This window comes from Agarivorans sp. QJM3NY_29 (assembly GCF_050870835.2).
Lineage (GTDB): Bacteria > Pseudomonadota > Gammaproteobacteria > Enterobacterales > Celerinatantimonadaceae > Agarivorans.
The window spans coordinates 3,115,551-3,135,445 of record NZ_CP194036.2; the positions used below are offsets into that span (position 1 = coordinate 3,115,551).

Genomic DNA, 19,895 nt, shown 5'->3' on the forward strand with positions numbered 1-19,895 from the left:
CACTGGGTGAGTCGAATATCGACCACCCAGTGCTACTTTATAAAGCAACAAAGTCAAATTATTTTCGCCGGATGCTGCAAGCAATCGGCTATTTTACGCCAAAAAGATCGGCCTTAATGATATACAAGTGGTTGTGATCAACCGTGTTGGCATCGAGATGTTTTTGTTCTAACTTCCCCTTCGTTGACCAAGTAGCGAAGTCATCATCATTCAGCACCCCCAGATGCTGTTGATCAATCACCCACAAGCCTTCCATCTTGTCGTGTGGATAGGCAACGGCTTGTACCATATCCACCACCAAGGTTTTCGTCACCGGCTTAATCCCGTGCTTAGCCAGGCCATCCCAGCCATATTTAACGCTGTACTGCTCCAGCGTTAGACCGTCAATCAGTAATCCAAGGCTGGGATCGCGGGTCACTGAAGCCGATAAAAGCACTTGAGAAAGCGGCGTCCCGCTGTGAAGATCGATGCGATACACTTGTTTCTGCACTTTGGGGTTGGCTTTACTAGCCCCCTTAGGCCCGCCCAGCAAAAAACCACCATCACGTTCTATCACTAGAAAATCATGGCTGGTCAAAGCCGCCAACTCAGAATTTGAGTTTTGTTTTTTCTGCTGACGATATAAATACTGTTCAGTTTTGCCATTAGCTAAGGCAATACTCACGATACGAGTCAAATCGCCTTTTTGTGCCGCTTTATCAGGATTTTTCATGGTGGACTGCATGATCCCCACCAAGGTGCTTTGGTCTGGCGTAATTGCTAAACCTTCCATACCTCGATTGGCACGTCGATGCTGAAACACCGCAGGCAAGTGGTAAGTCGCCCGCTTGTCGTTTTGAAACGCATTCATCCGTTCAAGTTCCACCCCATTGGCATCAAAATGAACCAGATGTGGGCCATATTCATCGCTCACCCAGAAAGTACCATCGCGCAAGGCTGCTAAACCTTCCCCATCTAAACCAAAATCATCCAGCTTAATTGGATTACGCTGCGCATCATAAGGCCGATTGTCATTCACCAACACTGGCTTGCCATTGGCATGATAAGGCGTTTCACCTGTCCCACCCAATGCCGAGCTATTGGGTAAACCTGAAATAAGGCTGCCATCTGGCCGTTTTAGCAAAATAGTTTTTAGGAGGCTGATCTCGCCATTCTCAGCCACTTCAAATAAGCCGATCCGCGGCGTGTAACTAGCCGTTGGAAAGCTCTTCCCTTTCCCGTAATCACCACTGTAATTCGCGTTCGGACCTCGGTCGGTCAGTGCGTAAAACTGATTCGCTTGATTTGGATTGCCGGTCATGGCCGAGCCAAAACCACCATTACGAATTTCCAAGGGTAAACTGGTTTTAGCGTCGATAAGATCATCTCGCAATACCGTGTAAGGCAGACGACTCCCCTGCTGAGGAAAACTATCTACAAAACCGGTCGCTGTAGTTGGCGCTGTAGTTGCTGAATGGGTACAAGCAACTAAAAGGCTCGCTGAAATGATTCCTGCTAAGCAGGCTTGATTGCTCATGGTCGTTCCCTTTACTGTTAAAACTGCCGTGTTTGGTGACTCTTTCCCTAGCCTAATCAACGGCTATGACATTTTAATGACCACTCAACGATGCCGTTGTGCGGAAACCTTTCGAAGCACCGCTGCTCTTGTTGTGACAAAAATACCTACCCAAGCTACAGCACGATAAAAATGGTTCATCAAAATCATCAAACTTTTGTATGAACTCACTCGGATAAAATTTGCATGAATGGAACCGCGAGTCCCATCAGCGCAAAAAAGACCGCAAAATGTGTGACCGCCAACCGCCAGAAAAGCAATGTGTGAGCTCAATCGTAGATCCGCTCCCAACAATGCAAGCCCCCTTCCCGCTGACGCTATTTGTTCCAATTCTCTTCGGCGTAAAGTCTGCCTCAAGTTCATTGCGACAGAGATAGAAGTCATGCTCAGTAAACAAACTCTTAGCCCCCAACAAGCCATCGCACATATCCAAGATGGGATGACGGTGATGGTTGGCGGGTTTATGACGGTTGGTACGCCAGAGAAGTTGATCGATGCCCTGGTAGAAAAAAATATCACCAATCTTACCGTTATTTGTAACGACGCAGGTCTACCAGACAAAGGCGTCGGCAAACTCATTAAAAATGGTCAAGTAAGTAAGTTAATTGCATCCCACATCGGCTTAAATCGAATTGCCGGTGAAAAAATGAATAGTGGAGAAATGCAGGTTGAGTTAATCCCACAAGGCACCTTAGCCGAGCAAATTCGCGCAGGGGGAGCTGGTCTTGGTGGAGTCTTAACCAAAACAGGGCTCAATACTCTGGTCGAAGACGCGAAACAACAAGTCACAGTGGCAGGTCAACGCTACCTAATTGAAGAACCACTTAAAGCAGATGTTTCACTAATTCGTACCCATCTGAGCGACCCATACGGCAACTCCAGCTTCAACAAAACCGCCGCCAATTTTAATCCTGTGATGGCAACCGCTGGCGAACTGGTTCTGGTAGAGCCTGAGCAAATCATCGATTACGACCATGTCGAACCAGCGTTATTTACCCTGCCGTCGGTTCTTGTCGATTTCATCGTGGAGTAAACAATATGTCAATTAAAAACCTTATCGCTAAACGCGTCGCTGAAGAACTCAATATTGGAGACCTGGTGAATCTTGGGATTGGCATGCCCACTCTGGTGGCAGATTTTGTGGCACCTGAAAAACACGTCATCTTTCAATCAGAGAATGGCATGGTCGGTCTGGATTCGACGGCTATAGCAGGGCAAGAAGACTGGGACCTCACCAATGCGGGCGGCCAAGCCGCGACGGCTTGCCACGGTGCGGCTTATTTTGATTCGAGCCTATCGTTTGCGCTGATCCGTGGAGGACACGTAGACGCAACCGTTCTTGGCGCCATGGAAGTCGACCGACATGGCAATCTCGCTAACTACATGATCCCCGGAAAAATGGTGGCCGGAATGGGCGGTGCAATGGATCTGGTGAACGGGGCCAAGAAAGTCATCATCATGATGACTCATTGCAATAAAAACGGTGAGCCCAAAATTCTTAATCAATGCACCCTGCCACTCACAGCAAGCCATTGTGTCGACCTCATCGTTACCGAACTAGCGGTGATTAAACCCACGAAAGCGGGCTTGTTACTACTAGAAATTGCCTATAACACCAGCGTTGAAGAAGTGATTCAAAAAACCGGAACCGAACTGGTGATCGCTGGATCTATCAAGCTATTTGGAGAAGAAAAATGAAGCTATCGCAATTGGAAACACTAAACCAATACCAACCGCCCAAGCATTTCAATGTGTCCTGTTTAAAAGTTCAGGGCGAAGACACAGGCCTCACAAAGTTCTGGCAAGGCTTGTCGACTTTTAAGGCCGATGGAGGAGCCGACTGGCAATACGGAGAAGGCACATTTGGCGCTGGCACCGAGAAAAGTTACTTCGTTATCGAGGGTCAAATTACCGTCGAAAATGAAGCTGGCCAGAGCTATGTAGTCAATCGTTTCGAATCCATTAGCTTGCAGCCAAATGAAAAACGAAAAATGTGGAATAGCAGCAATACCGATGCGGTGGTTTTAGTCACGGTCTCAGCATAAGTAAACGATTTAAATCAAATAACGAGGAAATAAAAATGGTGATGACATCAAGTTGGAGCGACGAATTCGCCCGTAAATGTTTTGACCTACAAGACAAAGTTGTGGTGATTACCGGCGGCAACGGCACCCTAGGGGCAGCCTATGCTCAGGCATTTGCACTACACGGTGCCAAAACAATCGTCACGGCACGTCGTATGGAAACTCTAGAAGAGACGGTGCGCAGTGTTGCTCAAGTGGGTGGGGAATGTACAGCGATTTGTGGCGATGTAACCAGTGTTGAGGCACAACAGGCAATTGTGAAACAAGTACATGAAACCTATGGGCGCATCGACATTCTGGTTAATAACGCTGGTATGGCCTTTCGTGCCCCGGCAGAAGAAATACCCGTCGACAAGTTTAACCAAGTATTAAACGTTAATGTCACTGGCACCTTAGTGCCCTGCCAAGTGTTTGGTCAATACTTCATGCAGCAAGGCCATGGCAAAATTGTGAATACCTCAAGTGTACGTGGATTCTGTGGCCACCCCGACGGTTATGCTGCCTATGCAGCATCCAAGGCAGCTGTTGATTCGCTGACCAAACAACTTGCTACCGAATGGGCAATCAAAGGCGCTAAACAAGACTTCTCCATCAATGTGAATGCAATAGCGCCCACCCTGATCAAATCACCACTCACCCAAGAAATTTGTGAAGATCCCGATCGCATCGCGCCATTTCTTGCTCGATTGCCTATGGGGCGTGTCGCCGAAACAAAAGACATGATCGGCTTGGTGTTATTCCTCTCTTCTGCTGGTGCGAATTTTATTAACGGCCAAATCATCTACGTCGATGGCGGCTGTACCGCAGGTTAAGCAATCAATAAGAGAAAACATAAATGAATAGTTTAGATATCAAAAACATCACCATTGTGGGTGGATCGGGAATGATGGGAGTGGGTATCGCTCAAATATTTTCCGGCGGTGGTCGTAACGTCACCATCAAAACCCGCAATGTTTCAAACTGTACCGCTATTGAGGATATGTCAGCTCAACTGGATATGTTTGTTCGCGAAGGCCTGCTCGATGAGAGCAAAAAAGATGGCATTCTCGATCGCGTATCAGTGACTGCTGATGCCATTGAAGCCTATGCAGATGCCGATTTAATCTTCGAATCGGTACCAGAGGTCATGGAAATCAAACATGCCACTTTTAAAGAGATGGAAGAGTACGCCAAGCCCGAATGTATTTTTGCCTCTGGCACCTCGGTCAAGTCAATCACCGAAATTGCCGCTGCCGTCGAAAAACGAGACCGGGTGATTGGTATGCACTTTTGGAATCCAGCGGTATTAATCCCACTGGTAGAGGTGATCCGTACTCAAGCAAGCCGCGATGATATTGTTAGTAGCGCGATGCATTTGTTGCAGGAGTGCGGTAAAGCCCCTGCCGAATGCAAAAAAGATGTTCCAGGATTTTTAGCCAATCGATTACAACACGCCCTATGGCGTGAAGCCTTCTACATGCTCGATCAAGGGATTGCCGATGCAAATACCATCGATGAGTGCATCAAAAATTCTTTCGGTTTTCGGCTGCCACAAATTGCACCGTTTGAAAACGCAGACATGGTCTCAACCGAACTCAGCTTGAATATTCACAACTATATCTTTGAACATCTGTATTCAGGACTTGAGCCAAGTACCAAGCTAAAGCAACTAGTTGCCGAAGGGAAACAAGGGTTCAAAACTGGAGAAGGCTTCCAGCACTGGAGCGAAGCCTCTGCTACAGAATCAAAGAATCGACTATTTCAATACCTGATTGATCAAACTAAATACAGACAACAGAACGCCTAATTTAACGGAGAAACAAGATGTCCAACCATAACTTTTTTAAGGGTAAAACCATTGTTGATTTGTCTCACCCAATTGGCAACCAATCACCACAGTGGCCTTATTTTCCTCAGCCAGAAGTCTCTCGAGCACACGGCTTGGCAAAATCAGGGGTTCTGACCCAGTATTTTAAAATGCCAATGCACTGCGGTACCCACGCAGACTCCCCCCGTCATGTGATTGAAACTGAGTTTGATGGTCGGCGAGCTCGCTATACCCATGAAATGGAACTCAGTGCCTATTGCGGCGACGCCGTATGCCTGGACCTTTCTCACCTTGAGCAATGGACCCTAATCAAAGCCGAACATCTAGATGAAGCATTGGCTAAGACCGGCGTCACGCATCAAGAGCTACAAGGAATGATTGTCATCATATATACCGGCATGGCTCAGAAATGGGACGACAGCAAACAATACTACCATTATGCCACTGGCGTCGGTGCATCAGTGGGCCACTGGTGTGTACGCCACGACATTAAAGCGCTGGGAGTTGACCAACAAGCCCTTGACCACCCACTGCATACCTCTATTGCAGAGAAGTGCGCCGGACATCTTTCAATGAATCTGGAAGGCTATTCCGGTTTACCACTCAAAGAAGAATATATTGCCAAATTTGGAATTGAGGAATACGCCCACTTTGATCGTGAGCTGTATAAAGAAATCCATGGCGAAGCTGCATACCAAGATCTGTATGGCTTAGTTGAATCGAAAGGCCTGTGCAACGGTGTATGGGAGCCCTGCCATAAATTATTACTAGGCAACGGTAAAGTTGGCTGGGAAAACGTTGGCGGTAATGTGGCAAAAATTGCAGGCAAACGCTGCACCATTATTGGCACACCGTTAAACCTTTACTGCGGTGACGGTTCGATGACTCGCCTGATGGCCATCATTGATGACAACCAAGTCAATCCAGTTGCCGATCGTGTCTATCCATTTGGCGATCACTAATATCGAGTTTGATCCCTCTGCTCAGGGGATGAGCAATGTGCTCTTGCCTAGAGTGAGGTAGCAGCGGGATCTTTTTTTGAGGTTACAAATATGAAAGATGTAGTCATTGTAAGTGCCAAACGCACTGCAATTGGTAGCTATCTCGGTGCATTTGTGAATGTATCGGCGATAGAACTTGGCACTGTCGCGGTCAAAGCGGCGATTGAAGCGGCAGGCATTCGACCTGAGCAAGTTGACCATGTGGTTTTAGGAAATGTGCTTTCTGCAGGCCTAGGACAAAATCCGGCTCGGCAAGTCGCCAAATTAGCTGGGATCCCCGATGAAAAAACTGCCAGTCTCGTGTCAATGGTCTGTGGTTCGGGTTTAAAAGCAGTGATGGAAGCAGCCAATCAAATTCGTACTGGTGAGGTCGATATAGTGGTTGCTGGTGGAATGGAGTCGATGTCGAATGCTGGTCACTTATTGCAATCCCATCGTATCGGCATCAAAGCGGGCCATGCAAAGTTAACCGATACCATGCTGTGTGATGGTTTAACCGACGCATTTGGCGGATTCCATATGGGCATCACTGCCGAGAACCTTGCCAAACAGTACGATATCTCACGTGCAGAGCAAGACCGCTTCGCCCTTCAGTCGCAAAACCGAGCAGAAGCGGCGATCACATCGGGACGATTTAAAGATGAAATCGCCCCAGTCGTGATCTCTTCACGTAAAGGCGATGTGGTGGTTGATAACGATGAATTTCCACGCTTTGATTCAAGCTTAGGCAGTATTTCGAAACCGAAACCGGCCTTTATCAAAGACGGTTCCGGTACGGTTACCGCTGCAAATTCCTCGGGCTTAAACGATGGCGCAGCGGCATTAGTTCTGATGAGTAAGCAAAAAGCAGCTGAACTAAAACTACAACCTTTGGTTGAAATTGTCGCCCAAGCTTCTGCCGGTGTCGATCCTCAAACCATGGGGTATGCCCCTGTTCCTGCGAGTTCAAAAGCGCTACAAAACGCGGGTTTAAACATTCGCGACATCCAATTAGTCGAAGCAAATGAGGCCTTCGCCTCCCAAGCGCTCGCCGTAACAAGAGGTCTTGATCTTGATCCAAGCATCACCAACGTCAACGGTGGTGCCATCGCACTTGGCCATCCAATTGGTGCTTCAGGTGCTCGCATCTTGGTAACGCTGGTCAATGAACTGGTCAAGCGTAAACAAGAGCATGGCCTTGCCACCTTATGTATCGGCGGTGGCCAGGGAGTTGCCGTTATTGTGAAACGACCTAACTAACACTCACTTCTCCACACCCAAAACAAGGTATACGAAATAGACAACATTGCTTGTTTGCTTCAGTGCACCTTGAATTTGGGTCAGGAGGACAAAATGAAGGGAAATTTAATCATGAGTTTACAAAACAAAAGAATATTAACCGTCGCGTGCACTGGTGCATGGCCGAAGAAAGAGATGTTTCCTGACGTCCCTGTGACACCACGTGAACAAGCCGACGAGATCATCGCTTGCCATGCTGCTGGGGCATCCATTGCGCATATTCATGTGCGTGATACACAGCAAAATGCATCGATGGATATCAATGCGTTTCGTGAAACCGTTCAATATATCCGAGAAGCTAAATGCGACATCGTCATCAACTTGACCACATCTGGAGGGCTGGGTCTTGAAGATGAAGTGCGTATGCTACCTTTCCAGGAATTACGCCCTGAAATCGCCACCTTTGATGCGGGTACCATGAATTGGGCTCACAGCTGTATTTTTGAAAATAATCCGGTTTTTCTAGGTAAACTCGCACAACAAATGCCTTTAGTTCAGGTCACCCCTGAAATAGAAATTTTCGACATTGGCATGATCCATAACGTGTTGTTTTATCGCAACAGCATCAACAAACAAAACCAAAAAGCCCAACAGGAAGGTCAACCGGAAGTACACAACCCATTTTTAACACCTCACTTTCAATTTGTGCTCGGAGCGCCTGGTGGCTCACCTGCCGAAGTGCACATCTTACTGCAAATGCTCGATGAAGTACGTCGTCACTGGGGAAGCAACTTCACTTGGGGCGGATTAGGTATTGGACGAGGCCATTTGCCAATTATCAACGCTTGTATTGCACTTGGCGGTCACATACGAGTCGGTATGGAAGACAACGTGTACTACCGTAAAGGCCAATTGGCAAAATCGAATGTTGAATTTGTTGAGCGCACTCAGCGCATGCTTGCCTGTAACGACTTACAAATTGCGACTCCTGATGAAGCGCGACAGATCCTTAAGTTAAACAAAGCTAACTTCCCAAGCTGGAAAAACTATTCGTCTTAAGTCACTCGATTTATACGATGCCTATTGGGGAGGTATTTTAATTAAACTCCCCATTTTTAGAGCTAGAGCTCAATAATGAACATGGATGATTAAGTACAACAGTTAAGTTCAATAAGATACGTCTAACCATTTAATAACTCGAGAACATTATGTTAGATGAAAACTTCAAAAAAGGCTGCACACACAACCAAGCAAATAACATTGACCCACAACAACTTGTAAGAATGTTATTTTTTATTGAACTGATAAATGCTGGTTCCATCACCAAAGCAGCTGAAACACTAAATATATCAACCAGTACCGGTTCGCGTTGGTTGAATGACTTAGAATTAGATCTAGGTATTAGTTTATACCAACGAAATAATCCCAATGAACGATTAACCGAAGCCGGCAATTTTCTATACAGTAAATTTTCTGAAATTACCGATGATATTAATTTAATGATCAACGAACTAACCCATTTCACCACCGAAACACGAGGCAATATACGTGTCTGTTGTACCCCAATTTATGCTGAAAATGTGGTGATGCCAATCGTCAGCGAATTTTTGGAAGATAACCCTTTGGTGAATGTACAACTCACAGTCACGCCCCGCGGCATGGAACATTACAAAGATCACGATTTTATTATTTCGGCCATATCAGGCAACGCCAAAAGCAAAGATGCCGATCTTCTATTAGTTCGGCGAAACTTACTCACTCAAAAATTTATTACGGTAGCCTCGCCAGAGTATATTCGAAAAAATGGAGAACCATTGGTTCTTAACGAATTAAGAAATCACCGTTGCCTTTATTCTAAGGCACTGCAAAACCAAAACATTTGGATCTATAAAGACAATAATGAGGCGGTTCCAATCAAGCTAGAAAAATATGTCGAATTGTCTGACGCAAAAATGATGCTATCGGCCTGCCTACGCTCCTCTGGGATTACCTACCTTCCCGAATTCATCGTCACCAGGCACATTAATGAAGGACGCTTAGTTCGTTTACTTCCCGATTATGACACTGATGATTGGTTTTTAAACATTTATTATTTACCACAACGATTCATGACCCATTCAACTAAGTTATTTAAAGACTTCCTACTCTCTAGAAACAGAGAAAAAATAAATGAAATGAAGTAGCGATCACCACCCATGAAAAAACCATTCCCATGGATGAAATAAAACAATTTTATAAAAGTGATCATCTTAAAAAACTATTTATATGAATAGTTGATAATAAAAAAAACATTATAAACGTGAAACAAGGGGTAAGAAATGAATACCGTTTTAATCATGGTAATAATCTACAATGTGGTCGTTATCGGTGGCATAGGATTATACCTGAATAAACAAGAAAGACAGTCTGGTGTGGTAATGGATATGGCAAACGGCGGACGAGATGCAAATCTTGCGATGTTTTCTATAACCTTGGCCATTACTTACTTGGGCTCTGCGCATGTCTACGGTTTAATGGAAATGTCGTTTAGCGTTGGGGCTGTAGCGCTGTGGTTCAGCTTTGCGCACACCATTCTGATGTGTGTAATCTGCCTTGGCACTGGCCGCTGGGTGCGTCGCCTAGGCTGCTCTACCATTCCCGAACTGATTGGTACCATGTACGGCAAACAACTACGAACGATTACCGCTTGTGTTGGAGCAATGGTGGTGTTTGGTTTGGTGACCTTAGAAACACAAACAATGGGCATAGGTATTTCCGCCATTAGTGGTTGGTCTCTCGGCTGGTCGGCGGTTGTTGGTGCGGCAATTGGCACAGCGTATGTGATGATGGGTGGCATCAAACAAACCATGTGGGTGAACTTAGTCAACGCGGTGATCATGTATGGCTCAATCATCTTAGCTGGCTGTTACCTTACATTTGCCCTTCCAGGGGGGTGGGAAGGCGTACAGCAATACTATGTAGAACACGGTGAAACATTTAAATTAAGCATCTTTGCGACCCCCGATCTATTGTTTGGCTTTGCTTTAGCCGCGATTTTCTCTGTGGTTTTCGCTCAATCGGTTAATCAGCAAGGGATGGCAGCGGCGATGTCGGCCAAAGATGAGCGTACCATTCGTCGCTCATTATGGATAGCCGCCCCCATTAACGGGTTGTTTGGGGTGTTCCCTGTATTATGCGGTTTAGCTGCAGCCACCATTCCAGAGTTTTCCGAATTAGGACCTAAACTTGCGGGGGCAACCATGGTGGTAAAGTTACTGCCAACGTGGTTAGTGGTATTAGTACAAGCAGGATTTTTAGGAGCCTTATTATCCACCTTTGCCATGTCTGCGCTCGCACCCGCAACTATTTTTGCCAAAGATATTGTTGGCGCCAATAGTAAAAAACCACTGAGCCCGTTAAAAGAAAAGCAGATGATCCAAGCTATCATCCTGATTATTGGAATCATTTCTGCTGGACTCACTTTATTCAACCAACCCAATGTGATTAAGGCGATTACTTGGTTATTTGCTTGGTTAGTCCCGTTATTCTTTATTATCTTGGCCGGTTTGTTTTGGAAACGTAATGCTTCTGCAGCCTTTACCGTTGTCGTATGGTCTTGGGCGGTTAACTGCGCATGGTCTATTACACCGCTAAAAAACGCCATTGTTGAACTCTTCCCAGCAATGGGCGTTCTCGAAAACGCTCACCTGGTAGCCATTGTTGCCTCACTAAGCACCCTGATTTTATTTGGTTTAGTCAAACACAGCGACAAACCGCTCTTTGCCAAATCTGATGTCCCTACGATTATCGAAGGAGAAGTACTATGAATATCGCCACCACACTGACCTTAAACGCATTTTGCGTCATCATGATCATCGTGATTTGTTCGGTCACCATCACCAAAGTTTTTAACATGTTCAAGGGAGATTAAAGCATGGATCAAACGACCTATTGGATGTTAGGCGTTATCGCCGTTGGGCTTGTGTTTTACTGTTTTTCCGTCTATTTCGCCAATCAAGCTGAGTAGATTTTTCTCAAAGAGTAACCATCCGGTTACTCTTTTCTATGCCTGTCGCTCAGTTCGCCAATACTTTGAACATCTTCAGATTAATACACTTATGTTCTGTCATTTCAATTAGTTAAAAGATAAATATTGAGCAGGACAGCACCAAATAAGCTATGCTTTGATATCTCTCCTAGCAGCACGGAATTCATTTTGAAGCAGAGTATCGTTCATATCGCCTTGGTCGTGAAAGACTATGACGAAGCCATCGATTTTTACGTCAACAAACTAAAATTTGAGTTACTCGAAGATAGCTATCAAGCCGAACAAGATAAACGTTGGGTGGTGGTTGCGCCGCCAAACTCTCAGGGAGTAAGCTTGTTACTGGCCAAAGCCTCAAAGCCGGAGCAACAGGATTTTATCGGCAATCAGGCCGGTGGACGAGTATTCTTATTTTTAAATACCGATGATTTTTGGCGAGATTATCAGCGTATGCTCGGTGATGGTATTCAGTTTATACGTCAACCCAAGCAGCAAGATTATGGCTTAGTCGCTGTGTTTGAAGATCTATATGGAAACCGTTGGGATCTATTACAACTCAAACCAGATCATCCCATCGCAATACGAACCGCTTAATCGCATCGACTGGCAATGCTTTAGAGCTAAATAAAAGGGATCAGGGATGAAGAAACAAGTGTTCTGCCTACTGCCAAGCCTATGGCTACTCACTGCCTGCTCGGGTAGCGCACCAATGCTTGGCGTGCATCAACAACTGCTGCAAGCCTGTCCCGATTCGCCTAACTGCGTAATCAGCCAAGCGGCAAACGATGGCAACTATATTCAGCCTTTAGTTTACCAAGGAACGATGCTGCAGGCACAACAGCGTTTACTACAGATCCTCAAAGCCGAGAAGCGTAGCCATATAGTGACTCAACAAATCAACTACCTGCGAGTAGAATTTCACTCCGCATTATTTGGCTTTGTTGATGATGTTGAGTTCTATCTGCTTGCTCAACAAAACGAACACATCCTAATCCATGTTCGCTCCGCAGCGCGCCTCGGATATTATGATTTTGGAGTAAATCGCCAACGCATCGAACATATTCGCAGTGAATTAAGCAATCAAACAAAATAGACTGACAACAGCGTCATCATTATCGTGAAATCAACAGAATCCTTAAGTGGCTTGCAATTTAATTAGCAATGCACACTATGACCCATGATTGCCATCAATCTATCGAGTTGTTGCTTTAGGTTTTGATCTAGTGGCCAACCCATATTAAGCCTTAAGCAGTCTTGATAACGTTGCGATGCAGTAAACAGCTGGCCGACGCGAATATCCAATTGAGCACCTTGAGCAAGCTTTATTAGTTTCTGAGGATCTAACCCCGGGATCTGCAACCATAATACTAAGCCACCATCAGGAGCGGTGATGCGACTCGACGGAGGTAAGTGCTGAGTCAGGTAGGCAAGGTAGTGCTGTTTTTGTTGCTGAAGCTGATAACGTACTCGCTTCATATGTTTAGCGTAATCCCCTTTGTCAATGAAATCAGCTAACGCAAATTGGAGTATGGTCGACACCCCAAAACTTCGTTCGATAAACGCCTGTCGATAACGACCAGGACGGCACCATCCAACACGAAGACTGGCTGACAAGGTTTTTGAAACCGAACCACACCAGAGCATATAACCCGATTGATCATAATAGCTGGCTGGCAGTGGCATTTGAGTTTGGTGAGACAGCTCCAAGTATATGTCATCTTCAATCATAGGGGTTTTATAATCTGCAGCAAGCCTCGCCAAGCGTTGCTTCTGCTCAACAGACATGGTGATCCCCTGCGGGTTCATATGGCTAGTACAGAATAAACCCGCTTGCACTGTCCCCTGTTGTAAATGCGCTTCTAATTGGGCTAAATCAATCCCCTCTTTGAGTGAAGGAAGCTCAACAATTTGTAGCCCCAGCACTGACAATAAGTCCAGCAAGCCGTCATAACAGGGCGAGCTTATCGCCACCGAATCGCCCGGCTGAGTACAAACTTCCAAAGCTCGGCGCACCGCATCCATACAACCGTGCGTAATCACCAACTCTTCGGCCTTCAGTAGCAAGCCATTTTGAGTAAAATGTTCGGCCAAAACCTGCCTTAACACCGGCTCACCTTGTCGCGCTGGATAATCACCAAACAACGCACTGGTTTGTCGAATCGCGGCTCGAAGACTTTTATTCACCAATTGCTGCGTACTGTCATCTATCGCCAATTGCGCTCTTCCCAAAGGACCATCTGGCACCTGCGAGCGATGCGCTTGAACTCTAGGTTTAGCCACCTTGCTCGTAAATCCTTGCCAATCTGGTTGCCGCAAATTTTGGCTTCGGGCACTCACAAAAAAGCCAGCTTGGGGACGAGCTACTAACCAGCCTAGAGCTTCCAGCTCTTGATAACAACTCACCGCGGTGGTCATACTAATGCTTTGCTGATTGGCCAACCGGCGTAGCGAGGGCATTTTCACTCCAGCACTCAACTTGCCTGCTTCAATATCATCAATAAATTGTCGAGCGATTTGCTTATATTTTGCCATAGCCAGCCTAACTGTACCCTATATATGATAAATAATTGTATCTGTACTTGTTTTATTCAACAAGTGACACTAGCGATAAATATCGATAAGGGATAAAGCCAGATGAAACTAAGGGATTTATTGTTAAGCCTAAGCGTGATGGCCATATGGGGATTTAATTTCTCGATGATCAAACTGGGGGTCAGCGAGATCGATCCGCTATTGGTTGCTGCAATGCGCTTCTTGTGTGCAACTTTCCCGCTGATTTTATTTATTAAAAGGCCTGAGGTTGCTTGGCGCCATTTAATCGCCTATGGCCTGGTTTTTGGCACTGGTGTCTGGGGTATGGCTTCTTGCGCCATCACCTTTGGCTTATCTTCAGGGATGGCCTCTGTGCTATTGCAAACCGATGTGCTGACTAGCGTATTCGCTGGCGTTTGGTTTTACAAAGAACGAATCTCTTCACGAATGAAGTTGGGCATTGGCATTTCCCTGCTCGGATTAATCGTATCGCTCCTCTACACCAATGGCAATGTCACACCACTCGGCATTCTATTGATCTCAATATCGGCTATTTGCTGGCCGCTCGCCGGGGTGATTATGAAACAATCGGGGACGACTGCACCTTTTGCGTTTAACATTTGGGGAATATTGTTTGCGCCACTACCACTACTCGCTTTAAGCGTGCTCATTAATGGGGTTGATGTGCTCGCAACCAGCTATCAACATTGGACCAGCAAGGCATGGTTATCGGTACTATTTCAAGCCTACCCCACTACCGTATTTGGTTATTGGGTCTGGAACAAAATGTTACTCAAATATCCTATGAGTCTTATGGCACCGTTTACGCTACTGGTCTCTGTATTTGCCTTATTTAGCGGCTACTTAGTCTATGGGGAACAACTTAATCCTACGCAATGGGTGGCTTGCAGCGCCTTCTTACTTGGGATCGCCTTGGTGGTTTACCGCGGTCCCTTGGGTATTACGATAAAATCAGCCTCAACCAAGCCATTATAAAACACAACAACATTGCCCCCCTTGTAAAAAGGGGGCCCGGAACGGCACGCTAGATTCGACAAATGGCTCTCAGCTTAACCATGATCTGGTATCAGTTTTCAGCTCCTTCATTAAATAAAAAAGTATAGGATATATAAGTCATTAGCTTATGATCACACTAACAAATTAGTGGATTAGACATGTCATTTATCTGGTTAGAGACTACAATAACATTTGTCATATCGCAGCTTTGTTCCGCAAGACTTATTGCGTGGTTGAGGGCACAGTACAATTAAGTTAAATTGGTAAAATTATCACTTAATTTAATTGCCAAGCGGTCGATAACTAAGTTGTTGAAAAGAATCGAAAGGAGAGTCAATTCATGTCGATAGCCCCTGTAGGCGGAGCCAATAACGCATATCTAGTGAATGCGGCCATGCAAGCAAAACAGAACAACAACATGGAATCTGCTAAACCACAGCTGTCAGTCGCCAACGATGGGCCAGCCAAGCTTGAACAAAATAAAGTTGAGACCAAGAGCAGCGATTCAGAACCTAGTACTATCACATCTTTTGGTTATGGCGTGTTAGGTATGGATAAACCTAACGAAGTAGAAGAGACAGAAGATGGTGCCTATACCGCTGGGCAAGTGCTGAAAGCCATCGGTACCGTCGGTAGCATTATCGCCATCTTGGTGTAGCAGATAAAGCATCGCGTATGAAGGCATAAAGCCACTTAAGTTTTCTTAAATAGAGCACCAAGTTAAGCGAAGTATTAACGATTAAGAGTATGCGACGACGGGACCTTAACCGCCATCAAGCACCAAAATCATATCTATTTCGCTTTTAAACAGAATTCTTGAATCACATATTTAGCATCTAAGTTCGCAAGATCAATCACTTCAATATTCTTGGTTAATTCTTCCACATCTAATATCACGGTGCAGTTTCTTCCAGCCCGTTTGGCCTCATATAAAGCCAAATCGGCACACTTAATCGAATCTTTAATATCATAATACGGGCTGAGCTGAGTCACTCCAAACGAGGCTGTCACCCCAAGCTCTCGCCCCTGATGTACAATCGACGACTCCGCCAATTTCAACCTAATTCTTTCAATCACTTGCGTCGCCTCTTCAAGCTTCATTTCAGGCATCATAAATAGAAACTCTTCACCACCAAATCGGGCGACGGTATCATGGCGTCGAATTGACTCGCGAAATAACGAAGCGGTATGTGCTAAAACCAAGTCACCAACATCATGTCCATAAGTGTCATTGAAATCTTTAAACTTATCGATATCGGCCAATACAATGCAACAATTTGAGCCGATGACACGTTGCATACGATGCTTTTCATTAGTCAGCACAATATCAAGAGTGCGTCGGTTCATTAGCTTGGTGGTGTCGTCAAACTGGTGCTTATGAATCACCGAAAACTCAAAAATCATCAGCACCATATCCACAAACTCGTTTTGAATTTGAAAGAAGCACTCTAGATCGGCAGGAGAAATTTCCCCTCGTTTAGCCAAATTACTCAACAATACTTTAGCGCAATCATGTAACTGTTGGTGAACGTCATCAATATTAAAAAATGCCTGTTGATGAAATTGCTCATCTTCCAAGACATGTTTCATCCAGCGACCAAAGGAACAATGTGAGTGCGCATCATCGGCGACAAAGTCTTGCTCGTGCATCGGTTGACGTAATACCAAGGCCATACCAATTTTATGGGACCATTTACGATGCTCTAACAGCGCATACTTAATGTCATGAGATAGAACCTCGAACTCTTCTTGGTTTATTCGTTCCAATAAGTGCTCTAGCATTATTTAGATCCCTATCAACTTTATTATCGACACCAACAACCCTAAGCTCACAATTGCGTTACTCACTAACCACTGAATGCTTCACTTTAGCAATCAGTAAGGTTTCGTATTCGGGTGTGGGATGGCGAGGCACCAATAAAGCAAACATCAGCGATAAAATCGCAATCACGGCACCACACCAAAACACCATAGAAGGTGAATATAACCAAATAAATCCTAACAAGGCGGGTAATACCACCGCTGCAATATGATTAATCGTAAAACTCACCCCAGCAGTACTCGCGATATCGGCGGGCGCTGCAATTTTTTGAAAATAACTTTTTATCGCAATCGCCATAGCAAAGAATAGATGGTCAATCACATATAACGTTGCGGCCCATTCGGCTTGCTCAACCAAGGCATAGCCTGCAAACACAAAGAATAACCCACTGTACTCTATGATGAGTGCTTTACGTTCGCCTACACGCCCAATTAAACGACCGATTTTCCCTGCAAAAAAGATATTTAAGACTTGATTGACCAAATACAACAGCGCGATATCGGATACCGAATAACCAAACTTTTCGACCATTAAAAAGCCCGCAAATACCACAAATATTTGGCGGCGCGCACCGCTCAGAAACACCAAGGTATAAAACAGCCAGTAGCGAGAACGCAAAATCAGCGTTTTATGTTGTTCGTGCTCGGCGGTGTAATGTGGAAAACGTAAAGCAATCAATAAGATCGCCAAAATTGTAAGTCCACCAAACATGGCATATAAACTGGAATAGGCAAGGTCACTATATTCCAATAAACTCCATAATAGACTATAAGCAAGCACTGCCGCCGCGCCTCGCACCGCAATTGCTTTTCCCATGAATTCGGGGGTTTCAGATTTTGGGACCCATTGTAAGGTAAGTGATTGGTTCACTGTTTCGAAATAATGAAACCCGACCGACATCAGCACCGTGGTAAAGTACAAACCGTACACACTTGGGAAAAAGCCAGTTAAGCTAATCCCAATCGCCAAGATCAATAAACTTAACAAGGCAAAGGTTTGCTCTTTAAGTAACAACAAAACAAAGATGGCGGTAAAGGATAGGAAACCAGGTACTTCACGTAAGCTTTGTAAGATCCCAATTTCGCGTCCACTAAACTGAGCCACTTCAATCGCAAAATTATTCAGTAAAACCATCCAAATGGAAAAACTAAAAGGCATTAAAAATGCCATCATTAACAACAATTGCTTTTTAGAACGATGCATATACTTCCTTGAATACAAACCAAACGGCTTGCATTAACTAACTGATTTTAGCGAGCGCTAGACGGATCCCAAACCACATAAATAAACCGCCAAGGCAACGATTAAGCCAGTCTCTAAACTGGTCACTCACCCCTACCTTGTCACGAATCACCACACTGCACCAAGCCAGTAAATGACACCAAATCATTCCATTGAGATTGAACACTAAACCCAGAACCAAAAATGCCAAGGCTTTATTGTCGGCGTTAGAGGCAATAAACTGGGGGACAAAAGCCAAGAAAAACAAGGCCACTTTAGGGTTCAAACTGTTACTTAAAAAACCCATGCGGAAAATTTTCAAATAACCGCTGTCTGGTAACGCACATTCCTTGGTGACAATATTAGCTTTGGTGAATATCATGGTTAAGCCCATCAACAATAGATAAAGACAACCAAGTATTTTTATCAGCGTAAAGGCTGTAGCTGAGCTGGCTAATATAGCAGACAAACCAAAAGCCGCAGCAAAAATGTGTACAAAAGTCCCACAACCAATTCCCAAGGCCGCCACTGATCCCGCTTTCAAGCCTTGGCTTGACGCTCGAGCCACAACATAAAGAGAATCCGGTCCGGGAAGCATATTTAGCAAAATCCCAGATCCCACAAACAACCAAAAATCGGTGATCCCTAACATGGTCGTAGAACTCTAATAGTCACCTGCACCTCAAAAAAAAATCAAGCGTAACATAACTGGTATGACAAGTGTTAATGTTAAATCTACCAGCAAAATGCGCAATTTAATTAACACGCGTAAAAACAAAGTATTATTTGAAAAAATATTTCATAAAAATTATCGAGAACCAGCTAAAACAGGAATAAAACAAATAATAAAATTGCTATATGTATCAATCTCATAGACTTAGATGTGATGTTTTATCGCTGTCGCTTATCGCTCCTCTCGTGAAGCCCGGCCATCAAGCAAGTAATATGTCTTGGCAAGCAATTGCACATCCGGCCACGCTTGAATCAAACAATTATTTAACAGCCAAAATTCAATAAGCTTTAAGCTCCGCAATCACGATGACAAGCAATGACAAATTGGCACTATCGAAGCGCATCAAAACCAAGCTGCCTTTACTTCATCTGACTCAAGTCTAATTCGACACCTTACTATACGTAGAAACGACTATACGTAGACACCCAAAAAACATAGGTTAACTATTTAAATAATTAAAGTTATTTCGCAGATAAGTATGGGGCCGACTTGTTAGTGAGCACTACATTCAGAAATGAAATCATCGCCGCAATCGACTTACTGGGAACAAGCATGTCAGAGCTGACTCACCAACAACTCAGTTTTTGCAGGCTCTTTTAGCAAAACCACGACAAGCGTTACGTGCTTAAAATACCACCCTCATATCAACATGACTCAAATCAGCACAAGCGGTAAAAAATTACCCAAGCGATTGAAAATTGAACTCATGATAGAATTTACGCGCAAAAACACCCAACTTTTATGTCCCCCAGCTAAACCAGACTCTTAACCGTTGATTTGCCTAAAACCTGAGTTTAATCATCGCCTTTTAAAAGCTTGTAAGACTAAAAACCGCCATTTAGGAAGCGATGTAAGGCTTAACTGGGAGCATAGGAGCGGTG

19 protein-coding genes are annotated in these 19,895 nt (G+C 44.8%); 14 read left to right on the forward strand and 5 right to left on the reverse strand.

The annotated features are described in order from the left end of the window. Positions 1-88: 88 nt before the first annotated feature. A complete protein-coding gene (locus tag ACRRS0_RS14115) occupies positions 89-1,516 on the reverse strand; it encodes an esterase-like activity of phytase family protein (protein WP_432452552.1) in 1,428 nt (475 codons plus the stop codon). A 421-nt stretch (positions 1,517-1,937) separates the two neighbouring features. On the opposite strand from ACRRS0_RS14115, the gene ACRRS0_RS14120 reads away from it, so the two are divergent. From ACRRS0_RS14120 to ACRRS0_RS14175, 12 genes are all read left to right on the forward strand, one after another. Further along, on the forward strand, positions 1,938-2,588 hold the full coding sequence (locus ACRRS0_RS14120) for a CoA transferase subunit A (RefSeq protein WP_432452551.1): 651 nt from the start codon (positions 1,938-1,940) through the stop codon (positions 2,586-2,588). Positions 2,589-2,593: 5 nt separating this feature from the next. Beyond that, the gene (locus tag ACRRS0_RS14125) at positions 2,594-3,253 is read left to right on the forward strand and encodes a 3-oxoacid CoA-transferase subunit B (protein ID WP_432452550.1); all 660 of its coding nucleotides are present in this window, start codon (positions 2,594-2,596) and stop codon (positions 3,251-3,253) included. Beyond that, on the forward strand, positions 3,250-3,600 hold the full coding sequence (locus tag ACRRS0_RS14130) for a cupin domain-containing protein (protein ID WP_432452549.1): 351 nt from the start codon (positions 3,250-3,252) through the stop codon (positions 3,598-3,600). Before ACRRS0_RS14125 ends, ACRRS0_RS14130 begins: the two co-directional genes overlap by 4 nt. 35 nt (positions 3,601-3,635) lie before the next feature. Further along, on the forward strand, positions 3,636-4,451 hold the full coding sequence (locus tag ACRRS0_RS14135; protein WP_432452548.1) for an SDR family NAD(P)-dependent oxidoreductase: 816 nt from the start codon (positions 3,636-3,638) through the stop codon (positions 4,449-4,451). A gap of 23 nt (positions 4,452-4,474) precedes the next feature. Continuing rightward, complete coding sequence (locus ACRRS0_RS14140) at positions 4,475-5,425, forward strand: 3-hydroxyacyl-CoA dehydrogenase family protein (protein WP_432452547.1); 951 nt, start codon at positions 4,475-4,477, stop codon at positions 5,423-5,425. Positions 5,426-5,442: 17 nt separating this feature from the next. Further along, entirely contained in the window at positions 5,443-6,408 is a 966-nt protein-coding gene (locus ACRRS0_RS14145) for a cyclase family protein (RefSeq protein ID WP_432452546.1), read from the forward strand. A gap of 90 nt (positions 6,409-6,498) precedes the next feature. Next, the gene (locus ACRRS0_RS14150) at positions 6,499-7,686 is read left to right on the forward strand and encodes an acetyl-CoA C-acetyltransferase (RefSeq protein WP_432452545.1); all 1,188 of its coding nucleotides are present in this window, start codon (positions 6,499-6,501) and stop codon (positions 7,684-7,686) included. 93 nt (positions 7,687-7,779) lie between these two features. Then, positions 7,780-8,724, forward strand: coding sequence for a 3-keto-5-aminohexanoate cleavage protein (locus ACRRS0_RS14155; RefSeq protein ID WP_432452544.1), 945 nt, complete (start codon positions 7,780-7,782; stop codon positions 8,722-8,724). A 149-nt stretch (positions 8,725-8,873) separates the two neighbouring features. After that, on the forward strand, positions 8,874-9,848 hold the full coding sequence (locus ACRRS0_RS14160; RefSeq protein ID WP_432452543.1) for a LysR family transcriptional regulator: 975 nt from the start codon (positions 8,874-8,876) through the stop codon (positions 9,846-9,848). A 135-nt stretch (positions 9,849-9,983) separates the two neighbouring features. Continuing rightward, entirely contained in the window at positions 9,984-11,471 is a 1,488-nt protein-coding gene (locus tag ACRRS0_RS14165) for a sodium:solute symporter family protein (protein ID WP_432452542.1), read from the forward strand. A gap of 389 nt (positions 11,472-11,860) precedes the next feature. Then, the gene (locus ACRRS0_RS14170) at positions 11,861-12,283 is read left to right on the forward strand and encodes a VOC family protein (protein ID WP_432452541.1); all 423 of its coding nucleotides are present in this window, start codon (positions 11,861-11,863) and stop codon (positions 12,281-12,283) included. Positions 12,284-12,329: 46 nt separating this feature from the next. After that, positions 12,330-12,782 (forward strand): DUF1499 domain-containing protein, encoded by a 453-nt coding sequence (locus ACRRS0_RS14175; RefSeq protein WP_432452540.1) that lies wholly within the window; start codon positions 12,330-12,332, stop codon positions 12,780-12,782. 62 nt (positions 12,783-12,844) lie between these two features. Here ACRRS0_RS14175 and ACRRS0_RS14180 read toward each other — a convergent pair whose 3' ends face one another. Beyond that, a complete protein-coding gene (locus ACRRS0_RS14180) occupies positions 12,845-14,221 on the reverse strand; it encodes a PLP-dependent aminotransferase family protein (protein ID WP_432452539.1) in 1,377 nt (458 codons plus the stop codon). A 102-nt stretch (positions 14,222-14,323) separates the two neighbouring features. Between ACRRS0_RS14180 and ACRRS0_RS14185 the strand changes: the two genes are divergently transcribed. After that, complete coding sequence (locus ACRRS0_RS14185) at positions 14,324-15,217, forward strand: EamA family transporter (RefSeq protein WP_432452538.1); 894 nt, start codon at positions 14,324-14,326, stop codon at positions 15,215-15,217. Between the two features lie 361 nt (positions 15,218-15,578). Continuing rightward, positions 15,579-15,896 carry a hypothetical protein gene (locus ACRRS0_RS14190; RefSeq protein ID WP_432452537.1) on the forward strand — a complete coding sequence of 106 codons (318 nt, stop codon included), beginning with the start codon at positions 15,579-15,581 and terminating at the stop codon, positions 15,894-15,896. Between the two features lie 134 nt (positions 15,897-16,030). Here the strand turns inward: ACRRS0_RS14190 and ACRRS0_RS14195 are convergent, their stop codons facing one another. The 3 genes from ACRRS0_RS14195 to ACRRS0_RS14205 are packed head-to-tail and all read right to left on the reverse strand — an operon-like array spanning position 16,031 to position 18,933. Beyond that, positions 16,031-17,020: a diguanylate cyclase gene (locus tag ACRRS0_RS14195; protein WP_432452536.1), complete on the reverse strand. Its 990-nt coding sequence runs from the start codon at positions 17,018-17,020 to the stop codon at positions 16,031-16,033. 58 nt (positions 17,021-17,078) lie between these two features. Further along, the gene (locus tag ACRRS0_RS14200; protein WP_432452535.1) at positions 17,079-18,263 is read right to left on the reverse strand and encodes an MFS transporter; all 1,185 of its coding nucleotides are present in this window, start codon (positions 18,261-18,263) and stop codon (positions 17,079-17,081) included. Positions 18,264-18,300: 37 nt separating this feature from the next. Beyond that, entirely contained in the window at positions 18,301-18,933 is a 633-nt protein-coding gene (locus tag ACRRS0_RS14205) for a LysE family translocator (RefSeq protein ID WP_432452534.1), read from the reverse strand. Positions 18,934-19,895 lie beyond the last annotated feature (962 nt).